This window comes from Aeromicrobium sp. P5_D10 (assembly GCF_054049535.1).
Genome location: NZ_JBFUME010000009.1, coordinates 77,707 through 95,864, shown reverse-complemented (window position 1 = coordinate 95,864; position 18,158 = coordinate 77,707). Strand labels below are relative to the sequence as shown.

General features: G+C 64.5%; 12 protein-coding genes. 9 read left to right on the top strand and 3 right to left on the bottom strand.

Annotated features, from left to right (window positions below; all coding sequences use genetic code 11):
- The first annotated feature begins 178 nt into the window (after nt 1–178).
- Together rpoB and ACXJKC_RS17550 are read left to right on the top strand one after the other, a co-directional pair.
- The gene (rpoB, locus tag ACXJKC_RS17555; RefSeq protein ID WP_456698031.1) at nt 179–3,640 is read left to right on the top strand and encodes a DNA-directed RNA polymerase subunit beta; all 3,462 of its coding nucleotides are present in this window, start codon (nt 179–181) and stop codon (nt 3,638–3,640) included.
- 61 nt (nt 3,641–3,701) lie between these two features.
- Entirely contained in the window at nt 3,702–7,520 is a 3,819-nt protein-coding gene (locus ACXJKC_RS17550) for a DNA-directed RNA polymerase subunit beta' (protein ID WP_456698030.1), read from the top strand.
- A 175-nt stretch (nt 7,521–7,695) separates the two neighbouring features.
- Here ACXJKC_RS17550 and ACXJKC_RS17545 read toward each other — a convergent pair whose 3' ends face one another.
- Both ACXJKC_RS17545 and ACXJKC_RS17540 read right to left on the bottom strand, forming a co-directional pair.
- Complete coding sequence (locus ACXJKC_RS17545; protein WP_456698029.1) at nt 7,696–8,460, bottom strand: cutinase family protein; 765 nt, start codon at nt 8,458–8,460, stop codon at nt 7,696–7,698.
- Nucleotides 8,457–9,563 (bottom strand): acyltransferase family protein, encoded by a 1,107-nt coding sequence (locus ACXJKC_RS17540; RefSeq protein WP_456698028.1) that lies wholly within the window; start codon nt 9,561–9,563, stop codon nt 8,457–8,459. The genes ACXJKC_RS17545 and ACXJKC_RS17540 overlap by 4 nt, the downstream gene beginning before the upstream one ends.
- Before the next feature lie 79 nt (nt 9,564–9,642).
- On the opposite strand from ACXJKC_RS17540, the gene ACXJKC_RS17535 reads away from it, so the two are divergent.
- A complete protein-coding gene (locus ACXJKC_RS17535; protein ID WP_456698027.1) occupies nt 9,643–10,104 on the top strand; it encodes an NUDIX hydrolase in 462 nt (153 codons plus the stop codon).
- Here ACXJKC_RS17535 and ACXJKC_RS17530 read toward each other — a convergent pair.
- Entirely contained in the window at nt 10,083–11,231 is a 1,149-nt protein-coding gene (locus tag ACXJKC_RS17530; RefSeq protein ID WP_456698026.1) for a hypothetical protein, read from the bottom strand. The two genes, ACXJKC_RS17535 and ACXJKC_RS17530, sit on opposite strands and share 22 nt — an antisense overlap.
- 130 nt (nt 11,232–11,361) lie before the next feature.
- Here ACXJKC_RS17530 and ACXJKC_RS17525 point away from each other — a divergent pair, with 130 nt between their 5' ends.
- From ACXJKC_RS17525 to rpsG, 6 genes are all read left to right on the top strand, one after another.
- Nucleotides 11,362–12,099 (top strand): GntR family transcriptional regulator, encoded by a 738-nt coding sequence (locus ACXJKC_RS17525; RefSeq protein WP_456698025.1) that lies wholly within the window; start codon nt 11,362–11,364, stop codon nt 12,097–12,099.
- Between the two features lie 39 nt (nt 12,100–12,138).
- The gene (locus tag ACXJKC_RS17520) at nt 12,139–13,428 is read left to right on the top strand and encodes a hydroxyacid-oxoacid transhydrogenase (RefSeq protein WP_456698024.1); all 1,290 of its coding nucleotides are present in this window, start codon (nt 12,139–12,141) and stop codon (nt 13,426–13,428) included.
- A 97-nt stretch (nt 13,429–13,525) separates the two neighbouring features.
- Nucleotides 13,526–16,357 carry an FAD-binding and (Fe-S)-binding domain-containing protein gene (locus tag ACXJKC_RS17515; RefSeq protein WP_456698023.1) on the top strand — a complete coding sequence of 944 codons (2,832 nt, stop codon included), beginning with the start codon at nt 13,526–13,528 and terminating at the stop codon, nt 16,355–16,357.
- Nucleotides 16,357–17,082, top strand: a complete 726-nt coding sequence (locus ACXJKC_RS17510; protein WP_456698022.1) for a maleylpyruvate isomerase family mycothiol-dependent enzyme — start codon at nt 16,357–16,359, stop codon at nt 17,080–17,082. Before ACXJKC_RS17515 ends, ACXJKC_RS17510 begins: the two co-directional genes overlap by 1 nt.
- A 185-nt stretch (nt 17,083–17,267) precedes the next feature.
- Complete coding sequence (gene rpsL, locus ACXJKC_RS17505) at nt 17,268–17,642, top strand: 30S ribosomal protein S12 (RefSeq protein ID WP_056606137.1); 375 nt, start codon at nt 17,268–17,270, stop codon at nt 17,640–17,642.
- Complete coding sequence (gene rpsG / locus ACXJKC_RS17500) at nt 17,642–18,112, top strand: 30S ribosomal protein S7 (RefSeq protein WP_456698021.1); 471 nt, start codon at nt 17,642–17,644, stop codon at nt 18,110–18,112. Before rpsL ends, rpsG begins: the two co-directional genes overlap by 1 nt.
- Nucleotides 18,113–18,158: the final 46 nt, after the last annotated feature.

Here is an 18,158-nt window from a genome sequence, read left to right as displayed (position 1 = left end):
AATGTCAAGACCCGCCCTTGCTTCGGCGTGGCCCGCGGGTTACACTAAACTTTCGCGCTCGTTCTGACCTGCCCTCACTCCCTTCTCGGGCTACAGGGTGCCCCTTGACCGGGGTCGTTTGGCGTGCGCGCAGCACGAACCCAATGCAACCGCCAGCGAGCCCTTGGAAGGACCCCTCTTGGCCGCCTCGCGCACCTCCGCAACTGTTCAGCCCCGCCGCGTCTCCTTCGCCAAAATTGCAGAACCACTCGAGGTCCCGGAGCTTCTCGCTCTGCAGACCGACAGCTTTGCTTGGCTGATCGGAGACGAGAAATGGCAGGAGTCAGTCAATACTGCACTGGCCTCCGGTCGGACCGACGTCTCGACCAAGTCCGGACTCGAAGAGATCTTCGAAGAGATCTCCCCGATCGAGGACTTCTCCGAGACGATGAGCCTGTCGTTCCGCGATCACCGGTTCGAGCCGGCGAAGTACTCCGTCGACGACTGCAAGGACCGCGACGTCACGTACGCCGCGCCGTTGTTCGTCACAGCTGAGTTCATGAACAACGAGACTGGCGAGATCAAGAGCCAGACCGTCTTCATGGGCGACTTCCCGCTGATGACCGACAAGGGCACGTTCATCATCAACGGCACCGAGCGTGTCGTCGTCTCGCAGCTCGTCCGTTCGCCGGGCGTCTACTTCGAGCGCACCGCCGACAAGACGTCCGACAAGGACATCTACACCGCCAAGGTCATCCCTTCGCGCGGCGCGTGGCTCGAGTTCGAGATCGACAAGCGCGACATGGTCGGCGTCCGCCTCGATCGCAAGCGCAAGCAGAGCGTCACGGTTCTGCTCAAGGCGCTCGGCTGGACCGAGGCGCAGATCCTCGAAGAGTTCGGCCAGTACGAGTCGATCCGCCTGACGCTGGAGAAGGACAACACCACGGGTCAGGACGAGGCGCTCCTCGACATCTACCGCAAGCTGCGTCCCGGCGAACCGCCGAGCCGCGAAGCCGCGCAGACGCTGTTGGACAACTACTACTTCAACGCCAAGCGCTACGACACGGCCAAGGTCGGTCGCTACAAGATCAACAAGAAGCTCGGCGTCGACGAGGCGTTCGATCAGCAGACCCTCACGATTGACGACATCGTCTCGACGATCAAGTACATCGTGGCTCTGCATGCCGGCGAGACCGAACTGACGACCGCTGCTGGTCAGACGATCGTCGAAGCCGACGACATCGATCACTTCGGCAACCGCCGTATGCGTTCGGTCGGCGAGCTCATCCAGAACCAGCTCCGCACGGGCCTGGCCCGCATGGAGCGCGTGGTTCGTGAGCGGATGACAACTCAGGACGTCGAGGCCATCACGCCGCAGACCCTGATCAACATCCGCCCGGTCGTCGCGGCGCTGAAGGAGTTCTTCGGAACATCCCAGCTGTCGCAGTTCATGGATCAGAACAACCCGCTCGCGGGCCTGACGCACAAGCGTCGTCTGTCGGCCCTCGGACCGGGCGGTCTGTCCCGTGAGCGCGCCGGCTACGAGGTCCGTGACGTCCACCCGTCGCACTACGGCCGTATGTGCCCGATCGAGACCCCCGAAGGCCCGAACATCGGCCTGATCGGTTCGCTCGCGTCCTATGGTCGGATCAACTCGTTCGGTTTCGTCGAGACGCCTTACCGCAAGGTCATCGACAACAAGGTCAGCGAGCAGATCGATTACCTGACGGCAACCGATGAAGACCGTTACATCGTTGCGCAGGCCAACTCCGGCCTGAACGAAGATGGCTCGTTCTCTGAAGACATGGTTCTGGTGCGTCAGCGTGGAGGCGAGGCCGAGCTTCGTCCCGCCGCCGATGTCGACTACATGGACGTTTCGCCGCGCCAGATGGTGTCGGTGGCCACGGCCCTGATCCCGTTCCTCGAGCACGACGATGCCAACCGCGCCCTCATGGGCTCGAACATGCAGCGTCAGGCCGTTCCGTTGATCCGCAACGACGCCCCGCTCGTCGGCACCGGCATGGAGTTCCGTGCCGCCGTCGACGCCGGTGACGTCACAGTTGCCAAGGTCGCCGGTGTGGTCAACGAGGTGTCGGCCGACGCAGTCGAGATCATGCAGGACGACGGCTCGTACTTCACGTACCGCCTCGCCAAGTTCAAGCGCTCCAACCAGGGCACTTGCACCAACCAGCGTCCGCTCGTGACGCAGGGACAGCGAGTCGAGGTCGGCACTCCGCTGGCTGATGGTCCGTGCACCGACGAGGGTGAGATGGCGCTGGGCACCAACCTGCTCGTCGCCTTCATGCCCTGGCAGGGTCACAACTACGAGGACGCGATCATCCTGTCCCAGCGCGTCGTCCAAGACGATGTGCTGACCTCGATCCACATCGAGGAGCACGAGGTCGACGCTCGCGACACCAAGCTCGGCCCCGAGGAGATCACGCGGGACATCCCCAACGTCTCCGAGGAGATGCTGGCCGACCTCGACGAGCGCGGAATCATCCGCATCGGCGCCGAGGTCTCCAACGGTGACGTCCTGGTCGGAAAGGTCACGCCGAAGGGCGAGACCGAACTGACTCCCGAAGAGCGTCTGCTCCGGGCGATCTTCGGTGAGAAGGCGCGCGAAGTGCGCGACACCTCGCTGAAGGTTCCGCACGGCGAGAGCGGCACCGTCATCGGCGTCCGGGTCTTCGACTCGGCCGAAGGCGATGAACTCTCCCCGGGCGTCAACCAGCTGGTTCGCGTCTACGTGGCCCAGAAGCGCAAGATCTCCAACGGTGACAAACTTGCCGGCCGTCACGGCAACAAGGGCGTCATCTCCAAGATCCTGCCCGTCGAGGACATGCCGTTCCTCGAAGACGGCACTCCGGTCGACATCGTGCTCAACCCGCTCGGTATCCCCGGTCGAATGAACGTCGGTCAGGTCCTGGAGACGCACCTCGGTTGGGTCGCCAAGACTGGCTGGGACATTGCGGACCTCAAGGACGAATGGGCCGAGCGCCTGCGCGGTATCGGTGCGGATCGCGCGCCTGCCGACAGCAATGTCGCGACGCCGGTCTTCGACGGTGCCCGCGAGGACGAGATCCAGGGACTCCTGGCCTCGACCCTGCCCAACCGCGACGGTCAGCGCATGGTCAAGCGTGACGGTAAGGCGATGCTGTTCGACGGTCGTACCGGCGAGCAGTTCCCCGATCCGGTCTCGGTCGGCTACATGTACCTGCTGAAGCTGCACCACTTGGTCGACGACAAGATCCACGCACGTTCCACGGGTCCGTACTCGATGATCACGCAGCAGCCGCTGGGCGGTAAGGCGCAGTTCGGTGGACAGCGATTCGGTGAGATGGAGGTCTGGGCACTTGAGGCCTACGGAGCGGCGTACGCGCTGCAGGAACTCCTGACCATCAAGTCCGATGACATCCTCGGCCGCGTCAAGGTCTACGAAGCCATCGTCAAGGGCGAGAACGTGCCCGAACCCGGTATCCCCGAGTCGTTCAAGGTTCTCGTCAAGGAGATGCAGTCCCTGTGTCTCAACGTCGAGGTGCTCTCGAGCGACGGAACCGCTGTCGAGATGCGCGATGCGGAAGAGGATCTCTTCCGTGCCGCCGAAGAACTCGGCATCGATCTGTCCAGGCGCGAGCCCTCCAGCGTGGAGGAGGTCTGAGCGCTAGCGCTCAGACCCTCTCTCCGCCCGCAAGAACTTTCGAAAGGGAAAGAAGACAAACGTGCTTGACGTGAACTTCTTCGATCAAATCCGGATCGGTCTCGCGACCGCCGACGACATCCGCGGATGGTCGTTCGGCGAGGTCAAGAAGCCCGAGACGATCAACTACCGCACGCTCAAGCCCGAGCGTGACGGACTCTTCTGCGAGAAGATTTTCGGTCCCACCCGGGACTGGGAATGCTATTGCGGCAAGTACAAGCGCGTGCGCTTCAAGGGCATCATCTGCGAGCGTTGTGGCGTTGAAGTCACCCGCTCCAAGGTGCGCCGTGAGCGTATGGGCCACATCGAGCTCGCTGCTCCGGTCACCCACATCTGGTACTTCAAGGGCGTCCCCTCGCGCTTGGGCTACCTGCTCGATCTGGCCCCGAAGGACCTCGAGAAGGTCATCTACTTCGCGGCCTACATGATCACCAAGGTTGACGAGGATGCTCGCCACCAGGATCTGTCGAGCCTCGAAGCCAAGATTCAGATGGAGCGCGAGCAGCTCGAGAACCGTCGTGACAACGAGGTCAACGAGCGCATGCAGAAGCTCGAAGAGGACCTCGCGGCCCTCGAGGCCGAAGGTGCCAAGGCCGACGCCAAGCGCAAGGTCAAGGATTCGGCCGAGCGTGAGGCCAAGCAGCGTCGTGACCGCGCCCAGCGCGAGATCGATCGTCTCGACGAGGTGTGGAGCCGGTTCAAGAACCTCAAGGTCCAGGACCTCGAAGGCGACGAGCTGCTCTACCGCGAGATGACCTACCGCTTCGGTAAGTACTTCGAGGGCTACATGGGCGCCATGGCGATCCAGAAGCGTCTCCAGGACTTCGATCTCGACGCCGAGCAGGAGCTCCTCAAGGAGATCATCGCTACCGGCAAGGGCCAGAAGAAGACCCGGGCGCTCAAGCGCCTCAAGGTCGTCGAGGCATTCCGTGGCAGCAGCAACCACCCGGCCGGCATGGTCCTCGACGCTGTTCCGGTGATCCCGCCGGAACTGCGTCCCATGGTCCAGCTCGACGGTGGACGCTTCGCGACGTCGGATCTCAACGATCTGTACCGACGTGTGATCAACCGCAACAACCGCCTCAAGCGTCTGCTTGATCTCGGCGCGCCGGAGATCATCGTCAACAACGAGAAGCGCATGCTTCAGGAGGCCGTTGACTCGCTGTTCGACAACGGCCGTCGTGGACGTCCGGTCACCGGACCGGGCAACCGTCCGCTGAAGTCGATCTCCGACATGCTCAAGGGCAAGCAGGGTCGCTTCCGTCAGAACCTGCTCGGTAAGCGCGTCGACTACTCGGGCCGTTCGGTCATCGTCGTCGGCCCGCAGCTCAAGCTGCACCAGTGTGGCCTGCCCAAGCAGATGGCACTCGAGCTGTTCAAGCCGTTCGTCATGAAGCGTCTGGTCGATCTCAACCACGCGCAGAACATCAAGAGCGCCAAGCGCATGGTCGAGCGTGCTCGTCCGGTCGTGTGGGACGTCCTCGAAGAGGTCATCACCGAGCACCCCGTGCTGCTCAACCGCGCACCAACGCTGCACCGCCTGGGCATCCAGGCATTCGAACCGCAGCTCATCGAGGGCAAGGCCATCCAGATTCACCCGCTCGTCTGCTCGGCGTTCAACGCCGACTTCGACGGTGACCAGATGGCCGTGCACCTGCCGCTGAGCGCGGAGGCGCAGGCTGAGGCCCGCGTCCTGATGCTGTCGACGAACAACATCTTGAAGCCGTCCGATGGTCGCCCCGTGACCATGCCGACACAGGACATGATCATCGGTCTGTACTTCCTGACCCTTGAGCGTTCCGGACATGTGGGCGAGGGCAAGGCCTTCAGCTCGGTCTCCGAGGCGATGATGGCCTTCGAGCAGAAGTCGATCTCGCTGCAGAGCCACGTCAAGATCCGCATCGGTGGCAAGACCCTGGAAACCACCCTCGGTCGCGCGATCTTCAATGAGGCGCTGCCGGACGACTACCCGTTCGTCAACCATCAGGTCGGCAAGAACCAGCTGGGCGTCATCGTCAACGATCTCGCCGAGCGTTACTCCAAGGTCGACGTCGCCAACGCGCTCGACAACCTCAAGGACACCGGCTTCCACTGGGGCACCCGCTCCGGTGTGACCGTGTCGATCGAGGATGTCGTCACGCCGCCGCGCAAGCAGGAGATCCTGGGTGGTTACGAGACGCAGGCCGCCAAGGTCCAGACGCAGTTCGACCGCGGTCTGATCACCGAGGACGAGCGTCGTCAGGAACTCATCGAGATCTGGACCCAGGCAACTGCCGAGGTCACCGAGGAGATGCTCAAGGGCTTCACCGAGGACAACCCGATCTGGATGATGGTCGACTCGGGTGCTCGAGGCAACATGATGCAGGTCCGTCAGATCGCCGGTATGCGTGGACTCGTGGCCAACCCGAAGGGCGAGATCATTCCTCGCCCCATCAAGGCCAACTTCCGCGAGGGCCTGTCGGTCGTCGAGTACTTCATCGCGACGCACGGCGCTCGTAAGGGTCTGGCCGACACGGCTCTTCGTACGGCTGACTCCGGCTACCTGACTCGTCGACTCGTCGACGTCAGCCAGGACGTCATCATCCGTGAAGAGGACTGCGGTACTGAGCGTGGTCTCAAGCAGGTCATCGCCACCAAGCTCGACGACGGCCGTCTGGTCGCCGCTGAGAACGTGGAGACAGCTGCTTACTCGCGCACCGCGGCCACCGATGTCGTCAACGACAAGGGTGAGATCCTGATCGCTGCGGGTGGTGAACTCGGCGACGTCGAGATCGCCAACCTCATCGAAGAAGGCGTCGAGGAGATCAAGGTCCGCACCGTCTTGACCTGTGAGGCCAAGGCCGGTACGTGCGCCCGTTGCTACGGACGTTCGCTGGCCACCGGCAAGCTCGTCGACATCGGTGAGGCCGTCGGTACCATCGCGGCCCAGTCGATCGGTGAGCCCGGAACGCAGCTCACGATGCGTACCTTCCACACCGGTGGTGTGGCCGGTGACGACATCACGCACGGCCTGCCGCGCGTCGTGGAGCTTTTCGAAGCACGTCAGCCCAAGGGCAAGGCGCCGATCACCGAATCGGCCGGCCGCGTCGTCATCGACGACTCGGACAAGACCCGCAAGCTCGTCGTGACTCCCGATGACGGTTCCGAGCCGCTGGAGTACCCCGTCACCAAGCGCGCGCGCCTGCTGATCTCCGACGGCGATCACGTCGAGGTCGGTCAGATGCTGACGCACGGTACGCCCGATCCGCAGGAAGTTCTGCGTATCCTCGGTGTCCGTCGTGCGCAGGAACACCTCGTGGACCAGGTCCAGGAGGTCTACCGCTCGCAGGGTGTGGCCATCCACGACAAGCACATCGAGATCATCGTGCGACAGATGTTGCGCCGGGTCACGGTCATCGAGCAGGGCGATGCCCAGCTGATCCCCGGTGACCTGGTCGACCGTGCGATCTTCGAAGAGGAGAACCGTCGCGTCGTGGCCGAGGGTGGCACGCCCGCCTCCGGCCGTCCGGTGCTGATGGGTATCACGAAGGCCTCGCTGGCCGTCGAGTCGTGGCTGTCGGCCGCCTCCTTCCAGGAGACGACCCGCGTCCTGACCGACGCAGCCATCCACGGCAAGTCGGACTCGCTGCGCGGTCTGAAGGAGAACATCATCATCGGCAAGCTCATCCCGGCGGGTACCGGTCTCGACCGTTACCGCAACATCCGGGTCGAGCCGACCGAAGAGGCCCGTCAGGCCGCCTATGCCGTCACCGGCTACGGCGACTACGACTATGGCTTCGGTGGCGTCGAGAGCACCTCGGTGCAGATCGACGACTTCGACTTCACGTCGTACGACAGCTGAGTTGAACTGAGAAAGCCCCCGGTCGCTTGCGGCCGGGGGCTTTCCCATCCCCCGCTCGCGAGTCACCTAATTACTGCCGACGAGTCACTTGGTTACGGTCGGCGAGTCAGTCGATGACAAGGACGAACGACTCGGTGACTCGCGGGACGTAATTAAGTGACTCGCGGGGTCTAACTCAGTGACTCGCGAGGATGAGGGCGATCTGCTTGGCGGTCTGGCGGGCGTTCGAGGGTTGCTCGTAGAACTCTTTGTGGGTCTTGGAGGGGGTCTGACCAGGGCTCCCTGCGCCATTGCAGATCTCGTCGTCAGCGACACAGAAACTGATCGCGATGTCGCGAAGGTTCTCGCCGATGGGGGTCCCCGCTCCGAGGCGTCCAGGAAGGGGAGCGGCTGATCCGTACGTCCACTGAGCGATGCGGTCGTCGGGATTGCGTCGCGGATCGGCGATCATCGCGACCGCGGCAACGGAGGCGGCCAAGGAGTCCGGAAGGTCGAGCGCCGCTGCATGAGCGACTTGAGCGCCCTGGCTGAATCCGATCAGGACGAACCGGGCATCCGGGCAGGTGGCTTGCAGCTTCTTCAGCCGCGACGCCATCAAGCGGGCCCCGTCAGAGACGTGCTCGACGTAGAGCGCCTGGGTGGCCGACGCAGCCGCGTCGTAGCGGACGCCCACGATCCTGGTGGTCCAACCGTTGCTTCGGTGCAGTTGTTTCGCGAGTTGCACCGCGGTGGCCCGTGCCTCGCCGCCGACCCCGTAGTTCTTGTCGGGGTCCTGGGTCGATCCCCGTGCCCCCAGCACGATCAGGTCTGCGCAGCCGGTGCTGACGATCGTCTCTGACGGCCTGGTGTCCTTCGGATCGGGTGATCCTTTGCTCGGGCCGCCGCAAGCGCTCAGGCAGAGGATGGCCGCGGCTGAGACGAGGAGCGAGGTGCGGCTCATGGGCTGTGCGCCGCCGGTTTGTCCAGCTTCTCGAGTTCGCTGACCGGCACCCGAACCGACGGTGGCTCGGCCTCCCGGAAGAGCCAGGTCAGCTTGGGCTCGAAGATCGGCCGGAAGATCGTGGCGACGGGCTTGGTCATCAGCAGGTTGGCCAGCACCACAGCGCCGAGAATGAATCCGAGCACCGCCCAGGCGCCGTATTGCTCCATGTTCTTCCACAGGTCCAGCTCGCGGTCGAGCAGGATGATGATGAAGCCGTGCAGCAGGTAGCAGTAGAACGTGCGTCCGCCCAGCACCGTCGTGATGGACCGTGAGCGGGGGATCAGCGAGAGGGTCGCGAACGTCAGGACCGCCCCCACCAAGAGCAAACCTCCGCGGGTGGCCATGCCGTCCCACGCTCCGGCGTCCAATGGCGGTTCGGAGTAGCGGTCCTTCCACAGCAGCCAGCGGGTGATCCACTCACCGGAATACAACTGGCAGATGACGAATGCCGTCACCAACGTGATGGCCGACAGGATGCGAATACGCCAGTCGCCCAGCCGCATGAACAGATCGCGGTTCATGTGCAGACCGATGACCCAGAAGGGCAACAGCGCGAGCACCTTGGGCAGTGCGAGCACGTTCGGGATCTCGATCAGACCGGCCAGCAAGGAAATCACGATCGACGTCGTGATGGGGTATTTGAGTGCCCGCCAGATCGGGGTCGTGATGCGCCACAAGAACAGAGCCGCCAGGAACCAGCCGATCCACTGCGGCGACAAGATCATGAGGGTCTCGGGTTCCCCGTCGTAGTGCCGGGTGATGAGCTGCAGGCTCGTCTCGACCAGCAGGTACGGGACGATCAAGGTGCTGACGATCCGGCGGATCTGCCGGAAGTCTCCGACGTAGTGCCGCGCGGTGTAGCCCGAGATCAGGATGAAAAACGGCATGTGGAACGAGTAGATCCACGTGTAGACGCCGTGCGCCGAGCTCATCACGACGTATTCGGTCAGGCAGTGTCCGATGACAACGAGGAGCATGACCCAGTAGCGGGCGTTGTCGAGATAGGCCACACGCTCCTTTGGCGGAGCGGTCGCAACCGGCAGCGGGTCGAGGGTACTCATTGCTCCTGACTCTAATAGCCTTGATCCACCTCGACCTCGGGGGAGATCGATTCATGGAGACCCATTCTTGGAGCATGATGTGAACGAGCCGTCACGAACCCAACGTCTGGGCGCCTACGCCGTGGTGCTGCGTGACGAGTCGATCCTGCTGACACGTATCTCACCACAGGGCTATCCGGCCGGCACGTGGACCCTGCCGGGTGGGGGAGTCGACCACGGCGAATCGCCGTATGACGCGGTGCTGCGTGAGTTGTACGAGGAGGCCGGCCTGCGGGCTCGCACCGCGCGGTTGGTCGACGTGCACGACATCCATCTCGTCGAGCTCGGTCGCGGCGACCGCTACGAGGACTACCACGGAGTCCACCTGCTGTATGTCGTCGATGTCGAGCCCGGCACCGAACCCCATGTCGTCGAGGTCGGCGGTACGACCGATCTGGCTCAGTGGGTGCCGATCAGCGACGTCGGCTCGGCGGTGTGGCCCGTCCTACCGATGGTCGAGCACGTGTTGGCGAGCCCGGATCACTTCGTGGTGGGCGTGTAGAGGAACGCGGTGTAGTTGCCACGGGCCGAAAGGATGTAGACGGCCCGAGCCGTGGCCCCGTCCTTGGTCCGCACCGAGTAGCTCGTACCGACCGAGTTGAGGTCCTCGACGACATCCTTGCTGACGGTGCCCTTGGGATTATTGGCTGCCACGAACTGCTCGGCGAGCTGATCCGCGTCGGCCGCACTGGCATTGGTCGTGACGGCGAACGGAACCTTGAATCCGCTCAGCAGGAGCGTCGACGCCGGCGGCACGGTCCACCCGTTGACGAGTTTGGTCGTCAACGGCGCGTCCTCGTCCATCTTGGGCCAGATCAGTCCGGAGGTGTCTTCGGTCGAATTGACGTCGGCGATATCGGACAGCGAGCCGGTGTCGGAGCTGAGTTGGACGGTACGTGGATCGCCGACCGCCTCGACCGTCAGCTCCATGACCGGACGGGTCAGCGAGGCCGGGGGAGAGGTGCGGGTCGAGAGCTTGCCCGGATCGACCGACAATCGAACGTCGATCTCCCGGTCGTCCTCGGTCATGCCGCGGACAGATGCCTGGCAGCCGGTGATCCGGCGATCGGTGGACTGGCAGTGCTTCGAGAGATCGTTGAGGTCGAGGTTCGCCGTCGGGATGGCAGCGTTGATCTGCGCCAACATCCGTCGGAGTACCTCAGTCGGATCTCCGTCTATCCGCATGAGCGACACCGATGTGTCGGGACGGGGGGCGTCTTCGAGCAGTTTGAACGTGTCGGGGCTGGGCCGTGTCGTGGGCGTGGGGGTCGGCGTGGGTATCGGTGTGCCGTCGGCCTCTTCCTCAGCGGCCTTCTGGGCCTCTTCGGCGGCTTTCTGGGCGACGGCGGCGTTCAGCTCCGGCGTGTAGTCGGCGATGAGCCTTGCGCTGCGGTAGCGGAACAGCGGGCCGAGCTGCGTCGCGCCGCGCGGCACGAAAAGTCCGTAGGCGATGGGGCTCTCGGGGCCCGACTCGTGCTCCGACAGATCCGGTGCCTTGGTCGACGTCGGGGTCGCGGTCGTGGTGGGACGTGTGGAGGGATCGCCGTCGGGGGACTCTTGGCTCGTGCATGCTGCCGTGGCGGCGAGGAGCGCGGCGACAACCGCCACCGACATAGCCCGAGACTTCATATGTTCCCCTTGCGTGACGTGTTGTGCTGCCCGTATTCGAGCCACGTCGAGATGACGGCCTCTCGTGCACCAGCTCCACACGATATCGTTTCGCCCCAAGTCACCCCAAGCAGACGGGACAATCAGCCCGATGGCACGCATCTCCACGACGGATCGGGTTTTCGTCAGCCTGCGCGAGTCGATCGTGACAGGTGAGTTTCCGGCTGGATCGCTGCACTCGATCTACCGACTCGCCGACATCCTCGAAGTATCGCGGACGCCGGTCAGGGACGCGGTGTTGCGGCTTGCCGATCTGGGTCTCGTGACGATCGAACGCAACCGGGGTGTGCGTATCCGCGGTGTCTCAGTGGCCGACGTGAGGGCCGCCTTCGAGTTGCGTCTGATGCTCGAAGTCCCGGCCGCTGCCCTCGCGGCCTCGCACGCCGACGCCGGTACCGTCGCGGCGATCGAAACCGAACTCGCCGCGATGCGCGAGTGCGCCGAGAAGGCCGACGAATCCGGACTGATGGCACATGACCGTCAACTGCACCAGGCCATTTCGGCGGTCATGAACAATCCGCGCCTGCAGACCGAACTCATGACATTGAGCGATTCGATCCAGGCGCGGGGTGCTCTCACGATCGATCGCTCACGCGGTATGACGGATGTGGCCAACGAGCATGTCCCGATCGTCGACGCGATCGTGTCGCGGGATCCGCAGGCTGCTGCGGCACGCATGGAGGAGCACCTGGTGCACACTGCGACATTGCTGATGCACCAGGTGGCTGTGCCGGGGGAGCAGGAGGTCGATCCGGGCTGGGCCCGTGATCTGGTGCGCTATCTGCAGATCCCTCGAGGTGACGATTTGCCAGACGCCGACGCGCAGTAGCATGCTAGTGGAATCATCATCGGGGAACGAGGAGTCGAGATGCCGGGATTCGAACCGCAGCAGCCAGAAACCGTCTTCACGTATGGCGCACCGGGCTTGAAGTTCGGTGCCGGTGCGCGGCACGAACTCGCGCATGATCTGGCCCAGTTCGATGCGCGTCGAGTGCTCGTCGTGACCGATCCAGGGGTCGAGGCCACGGGCGCTCCTGCGTCGATTGCCGATTCCCTTCGATCGGCCTCGATCGAGACTGTCGTCTTCGCGCGCAGTCGCGTCGAGCCGACCGATGCAAGCCTGCAGGAGGCCATCGCCTTCGCCCGGGCCGAGGGGCCATTCGACGTCATCGTGGCGGTCGGCGGCGGCAGCGCGATCGACACCGCGAAGGCGGTCAACCTGCTGACGACCAATGACGGTGAGCTGTTCGACTACATCAACGCGCCCGTGGGTCGAGCTCGGGCACCGAAGAAGCCGCTCCTCCCGATGATCGCGATTCCGACGACAACCGGTACCGGGAGTGAGAGCACGACGATCTGCGTCCTCGACGTCGTCAGCCAGCACGTCAAGACCGGCATCTCGCACGCCCGGCTGAGGCCGACCCTCGCGGTGGTCGACCCGGAGCTGACTTTGACCCAACCAGCGGGCGTCACCGCCGCCTCGGGGCTCGACATCTTGTGCCACGCCCTCGAGAGTTACACCGCCCGTCCGTTCGAGTCCTATGAGCGCAAGCAGGCCGATGAGCGGGTGCCCTACTGCGGCTCCAATCCGATCGCGGACATGTGGTCGGAAAAGGCACTGAGCCTAATGGCGAGCTCGTTTCGGACCGCGGTGCATGACGGTGGCAATATGGCGGCACGCACCGAGGTCGCGATGGCGGCGACGTTCGCGGGGCTCGGCTTCGGCAACGCCGGGGTCCATATCCCGCATGCCAATGCCTATCCGATCGCCGGCCAGGTGCGCGATTTCCGGCCCGCGGACTATGACGTCGACCATGCCATGGTGCCCCACGGCATGGCCGTCTCTCTGACGGCACCGGCAGCCTTCCGGTTCACGTTCTCGGCCTCACCCGAACGCCACGTCCGGGCCGCAGAGCTGCTCGCTCCCGACGCCGTGAGACCCGACGACCCGGCGGATTTCCTGCCCCAGGTGCTCGCGGGCATCATGCGCGATGTCGGCATCCCATCGGGCATCGCGGAGGTCGGATTCGGCACGAGCGACATCGATTCGCTCGTCGAAGGCACCATGAAGCAGCAGCGTCTGCTGGCGACTGCGCCACTAGTGGTGACCGAGGACGACGTCGCCACGATCCTGAACAACTCCATCGAGAATTGGTAATAGCCATGACACGCTCCTCCGTCGCGCTCGGTCGCGGCTTCGCCGCTGCATGGCTGTCGGCCTGCGGCCGACCTATGGTGACATCGGTGGCCGCTGCATGACCGTACTGACGTCAGATGTGGTCGCCGAGCTGCGGCGGCTCGGAGTCGCCGACGTCGACGACTCGACCATCACGAGGGCTCTCTACAGCAGCGATGCGTCCTTGTACCGGGTCATTCCCCAGGTCGTGGTGCGGCCGCGTAGCACCGAAGAGGTTCTCGCGACGATCGCTGCCTGTCGTGCGACCGGTGTTCCCCTGACATCACGTGGTGCCGGCACGTCGATCGCCGGCAATGCGATCGGTCCCGGCGTCGTGATGGACTTCACGAGACACCTCAATCGGGTCCTCGACATAGATGTCGAAGCTCGGACCGCACGCGTCGAACCCGGCACGGTCCATGCTGTGCTGCAGAAAGCTGCCACGCCGTCGGGGTTGCGATTCGGTCCGGACCCGTCGACCCACACCCGCTGCACGGTCGGCGGGATGATCGGGAACAACGCCTGCGGTTCGCGCGCGTTGGCCTACGGCCGCACAGCCGACAACATCATCGGTCTGGATGTCGTCACGATGGCCGGTGAGCAGCTCACCCTGGGCCGGGGATCGGCGCCGCAGTCATCGGCCACATTGGATGCTTTGCGCGATCTGATCGGTGCGAACCTGGCCACGGTCCGAACCGAGTTCGGCCGATTCGGACGGCAGGTTTCGGGATACAGCCTGGAGCATCTGCTGCCGGAGAACGGTTTCGACCTCGCGACGTTCATGGCCGGCACCGAGGGCACGCTGACCACGATGACGTCTGCGACCGTGCGGCTGGTGCAGGATCCGCCGGTCCGACAGGTGCTCGTGCTGGGCTACGGCTCGATGGCGGAGGCCGCCGACGATGTGCCGTCGCTGCTGCCGTTCGAGCCGACCGCGTGTGAGGGGCTCGACTCGCGGATCGTCGACGTCTACCGGACGCACCGGGGCTCAGTGCCCGACCTGCCCCGGGGGCAGGGCTGGCTCTTCATGGAGATCTCGGGGGAGACGGTCGGCGAGGTGGCCGATCGGGCACAGAAGGCGGCCCGTGCGGCCTCGGCGATAGATCACCGGATCGTCACCGCTGCCGGAGAGCAGGCCGTACTCTGGCGCATCCGCGAGGAAGGTGCGGGTCTGGCGACCCGCACCTTGCCGGGCAAAGCCTTGTCGGGCTGGGAGGATGCTGCGGTCCCACCTGAAAAGCTCGGCACCTATCTGCGCGAACTCGACGCCCTGTTGCAGTCCAATGGTCTCGACGGAGTGCCCTACGGACACTTCGGCGATGGTTGCGTGCACATCCGGATCGACTTTCCGCTCGACGCCGACGGCGGTCATCAGGTGTTCAGGCGGTTCCTGACCCAGGCGGCCACCCAGGTCGCGGCACATGGCGGTTCGCTGTCCGGCGAGCACGGTGACGGCCGGGCTCGCTCCGAGCTGCTGCCCTTGATGTACTCCGGTGAGGCGATCTCGCTGTTCGAGCAGGTCAAGGCCGTGCTCGACCCCGACGATCTGCTGAATCCTGGTGTGTTGGTGCGTCCTGCCGACGTGGACGCGGACCTGCGCGGTCCCGAATCGGTCCACTCTCCCGGACGCGAGAAGATGTCGGCCCGACTCGGGCTGCGGCTCGTGCACGACGACGGCGACTTCGGCAAAGCCGTGCACCGGTGCACGGGCGTCGGCAAGTGCATTGCCGACAACCGGGGCTCGAACGGTGTCATGTGCCCGTCGTTCCAAGCCACACGGAACGAGAAGGACAGCACCCGCGGACGTGCCCGGGTCCTGCAGGAAATGATGGACGGACGTCTCGTGACCGGTGGGTACCGGGCACCTGAGGTCCACGAGGCCCTCGACCTGTGCCTGTCGTGCAAGGGATGCGCCAGCGATTGCCCGACCGGCACCGATATGGCGACGTACAAGTCCGAGGTGCTCCATCAGTCGTACAAGGGACGGCTCCGACCGCGCAGCCACTACATCTTGGGCCGACTGCCGTTCTGGGCACGGATCACGTCTCCGATCGCCAGGTTGGCCAATCTGGGCCTGCGGACCCCGGGAGTGCGCTCGGTCGCCCGCTGGTTCGCCGGCGTCGACCAACGTCGCAGCCTGCCGATGTTCGCGATCCGGCGATTCACTCGCACGGCGCGTCCGGTCGTGAGCGGCGACCGTCCGAAAGTCGTGATCTGGGCCGATTCGTTCACCGAGTTCTTCTCGACCGACGGCGGCAGCGCCGCGCTGCGGGTTCTCGACGGTGCCGGCTACGACGTGGAGGTGCTCAGCCGTCCACAGTGCTGCGGTCTCACCTGGATCACGACGGGCCAGCTCGACACCGCCCGGGAGATGATCGGCCGGGCGATCGAGCAGTTGCACCCGTTCGTCGCTGCCGGAGTGCCTGTCGTAGGACTCGAGCCCTCGTGCCTGGCGGTCCTGCGCTCGGACGCGGTCGAATTGGTCGATGATCCGCGAGCGCTCGACGTGGCTGCTGGGGTGTTCACGTTGTCGGAGTTGCTCCAACGCACCGAGGGGTGGACCGCGCCCGACCTCACCGGCACGACGCTGGTCGTCCAGCCGCATTGCCACCAGTCGGCCGTCTTGGGCTTCGAGGCCGACATCGAGATCATGAAGTCGACGGGTGCGACGATTGACCGATTGAGCGGATGTTGCGGCCTGGCCGGCAACTTCGGCGTCGAGAAGGGACACTATGAGGTGTCGGTCGCAGTCGCCGAGCAACAGCTCATGCCTGCGGTCCGTAACGCCCCTGCGGGTGCGATCGTTGTCGCAGATGGTTTTTCCTGTCGCACCCAGCTCGACGATCTGGCAGACGTGTCTGCCCTGCATCTGGCTCAACTCCTCGATCGTTCTCTGAAAGAATCCCCCTGATGGACTTCCCGCTCGAGCTCGACACCGCGACCACCCGGTTCGCCGAGCTCGTGGGGCGTGGCGTCGGCGATGAGCCGGTGCCGGCCTGTGGGGGCTGGACGATGCATGATCTGACCGAGCATCTTGGGACCATCCATCGCTGGGCCGCCGCGATAGTCCTGAGCGGTCAGCGCATCGCGATCCCCGAACCGCTCAGCACCGAACCACTGGCTGATTGGTACGCCGGAACAGCCGCGGCACTGCTTTCGGCGGTGCGATGTGTGAGCCCCGAAGAACCGGTGCCCAATTTCACGCGCATGAATGAGACCGCCGCCTTCTGGCCGCGGCGCCAAATGCACGAGACGATCGTGCACAGTGTGGACGCCGCGCAGGCGCTCGGACTCGACGAGTCGGAGTGGACGGTCGAGCCGTCGATCGCAGCCGACGGCGTCGACGAAGTGCTCCAAGTGTTCTTCCCGCGTATGACCGTGCGGGGCAAGCGCCCGGACATCCAGACCACGATCCGGCTGCGAGCCACGGATCTCGATCAGTCATGGGTCATCGCCCCGGGCAGTGACGACACCGCCACACCCGTTCAGCGTCACCCGTCCCTGGAGGCCCACGCGAGCGTCTCCGGCACGGCATCGGATCTGTATCTCGGCCTGTGGCACCGGGTCGGACAGGAGCGGCTCGAATTCTCCGGTGCCGAGGCGATCGCGATGTTCAAGGGCCCCACAACCCCCTGAGATGAGATTGCCGTCCCATCAGGCGGGTGGCTTTGCCGGAGCAATTTGTATAGGGACGGGGCTGGCCGGTAGTATCTGTCGCTGTGCCTGAACTCATCAGGCCGATGCGCGCATCCTGCTGGATTGCACAGTGGCGAGTGCATCACGACTCATGGCTCACACCAGTCAGAAGAAGGAAGTTTGTAGTGCCCACCATTAACCAGCTGGTCCGCAAGGGCCGCCAGCGCAAGGTCGTCAAGACGACGACTCCCGCGCTCAAGGGTTCGCCTCAGCGCCGCGGCGTCTGCACGCGCGTCTACACCACCACTCCGAAGAAGCCGAACTCCGCGCTCCGTAAGGTCGCACGTGTCAAGCTCTCGAGCGGTACCGAGGTCACTGCATACATCCCAGGTGAGGGTCACAACCTTCAGGAGCACTCGATCGTGCTCGTCCGCGGTGGTCGAGTCAAGGACCTCCCCGGTGTGCGTTACAAGATCATCCGTGGCGCCCTCGACACGCAAGCCGTCAAGGGACGCAAGCAGGCTCGCAGCCTGTACGGCGCCAAGAAGGAGAAGAAGTAATGCCTCGTAAGGGTCCCGCGCCCAAGCGCGTAGTCGAGACTGATCCCGTTTACGGCAGCCAGCTCGTCACTTCTCTCATCAACAAGGTCCTGGTCGACGGCAAGAAGCAGGTCGCCCAGCGGATCGTCTACACCGCGCTCGAAGGCACTCGCGAGAAGTCCGGCACCGATCCGGTCATCACGCTCAAGCGTGCGCTCGACAACGTCAAGCCCGCGATCGAGGTCAAGAGCCGTCGCGTCGGTGGCGCGACGTACCAGGTCCCGATCGAGGTCCGCGCCGTGCGTCAGAACACTCTGGCTCTGCGCTGGCTCGTCAGCTACGCCGGTGCGCGTCGTGAGAAGACCATGGCCGAGCGCCTCATGAACGAGCTGCTCGACGCCTCGAACGGCCTCGGCGGTGCAGTCAAGAAGCGTGAAGACACGCACAAGATGGCCGAAGCCAACAAGGCCTTCGCTCACTACCGCTGGTAATCACCTCGATCATCGAGGGGGTCTTCCTCCTCCAACACCGGGCCTA

Coding starts and splice junctions, on each gene's coding strand:
- ACXJKC_RS17545 (WP_456698029.1), bottom strand. CDS start 8,460: ATGAGCCGCACCTCGCTCCTCGTCTCAGCCGCGGCCATCCTCTGCCTG.
- ACXJKC_RS17540 (WP_456698028.1), bottom strand. CDS start 9,563: ATGAGTACCCTCGACCCGCTGCCGGTTGCGACCGCTCCGCCAAAGGAG.
- ACXJKC_RS17530 (WP_456698026.1), bottom strand. CDS start 11,231: ATGAAGTCTCGGGCTATGTCGGTGGCGGTTGTCGCCGCGCTCCTCGCC.
- ACXJKC_RS17525 (WP_456698025.1), top strand. CDS start 11,362: ATGGCACGCATCTCCACGACGGATCGGGTTTTCGTCAGCCTGCGCGAG.
- ACXJKC_RS17520 (WP_456698024.1), top strand. CDS start 12,139: ATGCCGGGATTCGAACCGCAGCAGCCAGAAACCGTCTTCACGTATGGC.
- ACXJKC_RS17515 (WP_456698023.1), top strand. CDS start 13,526: ATGACCGTACTGACGTCAGATGTGGTCGCCGAGCTGCGGCGGCTCGGA.
- ACXJKC_RS17510 (WP_456698022.1), top strand. CDS start 16,357: ATGGACTTCCCGCTCGAGCTCGACACCGCGACCACCCGGTTCGCCGAG.
- rpsG (WP_456698021.1), top strand. CDS start 17,642: ATGCCTCGTAAGGGTCCCGCGCCCAAGCGCGTAGTCGAGACTGATCCC.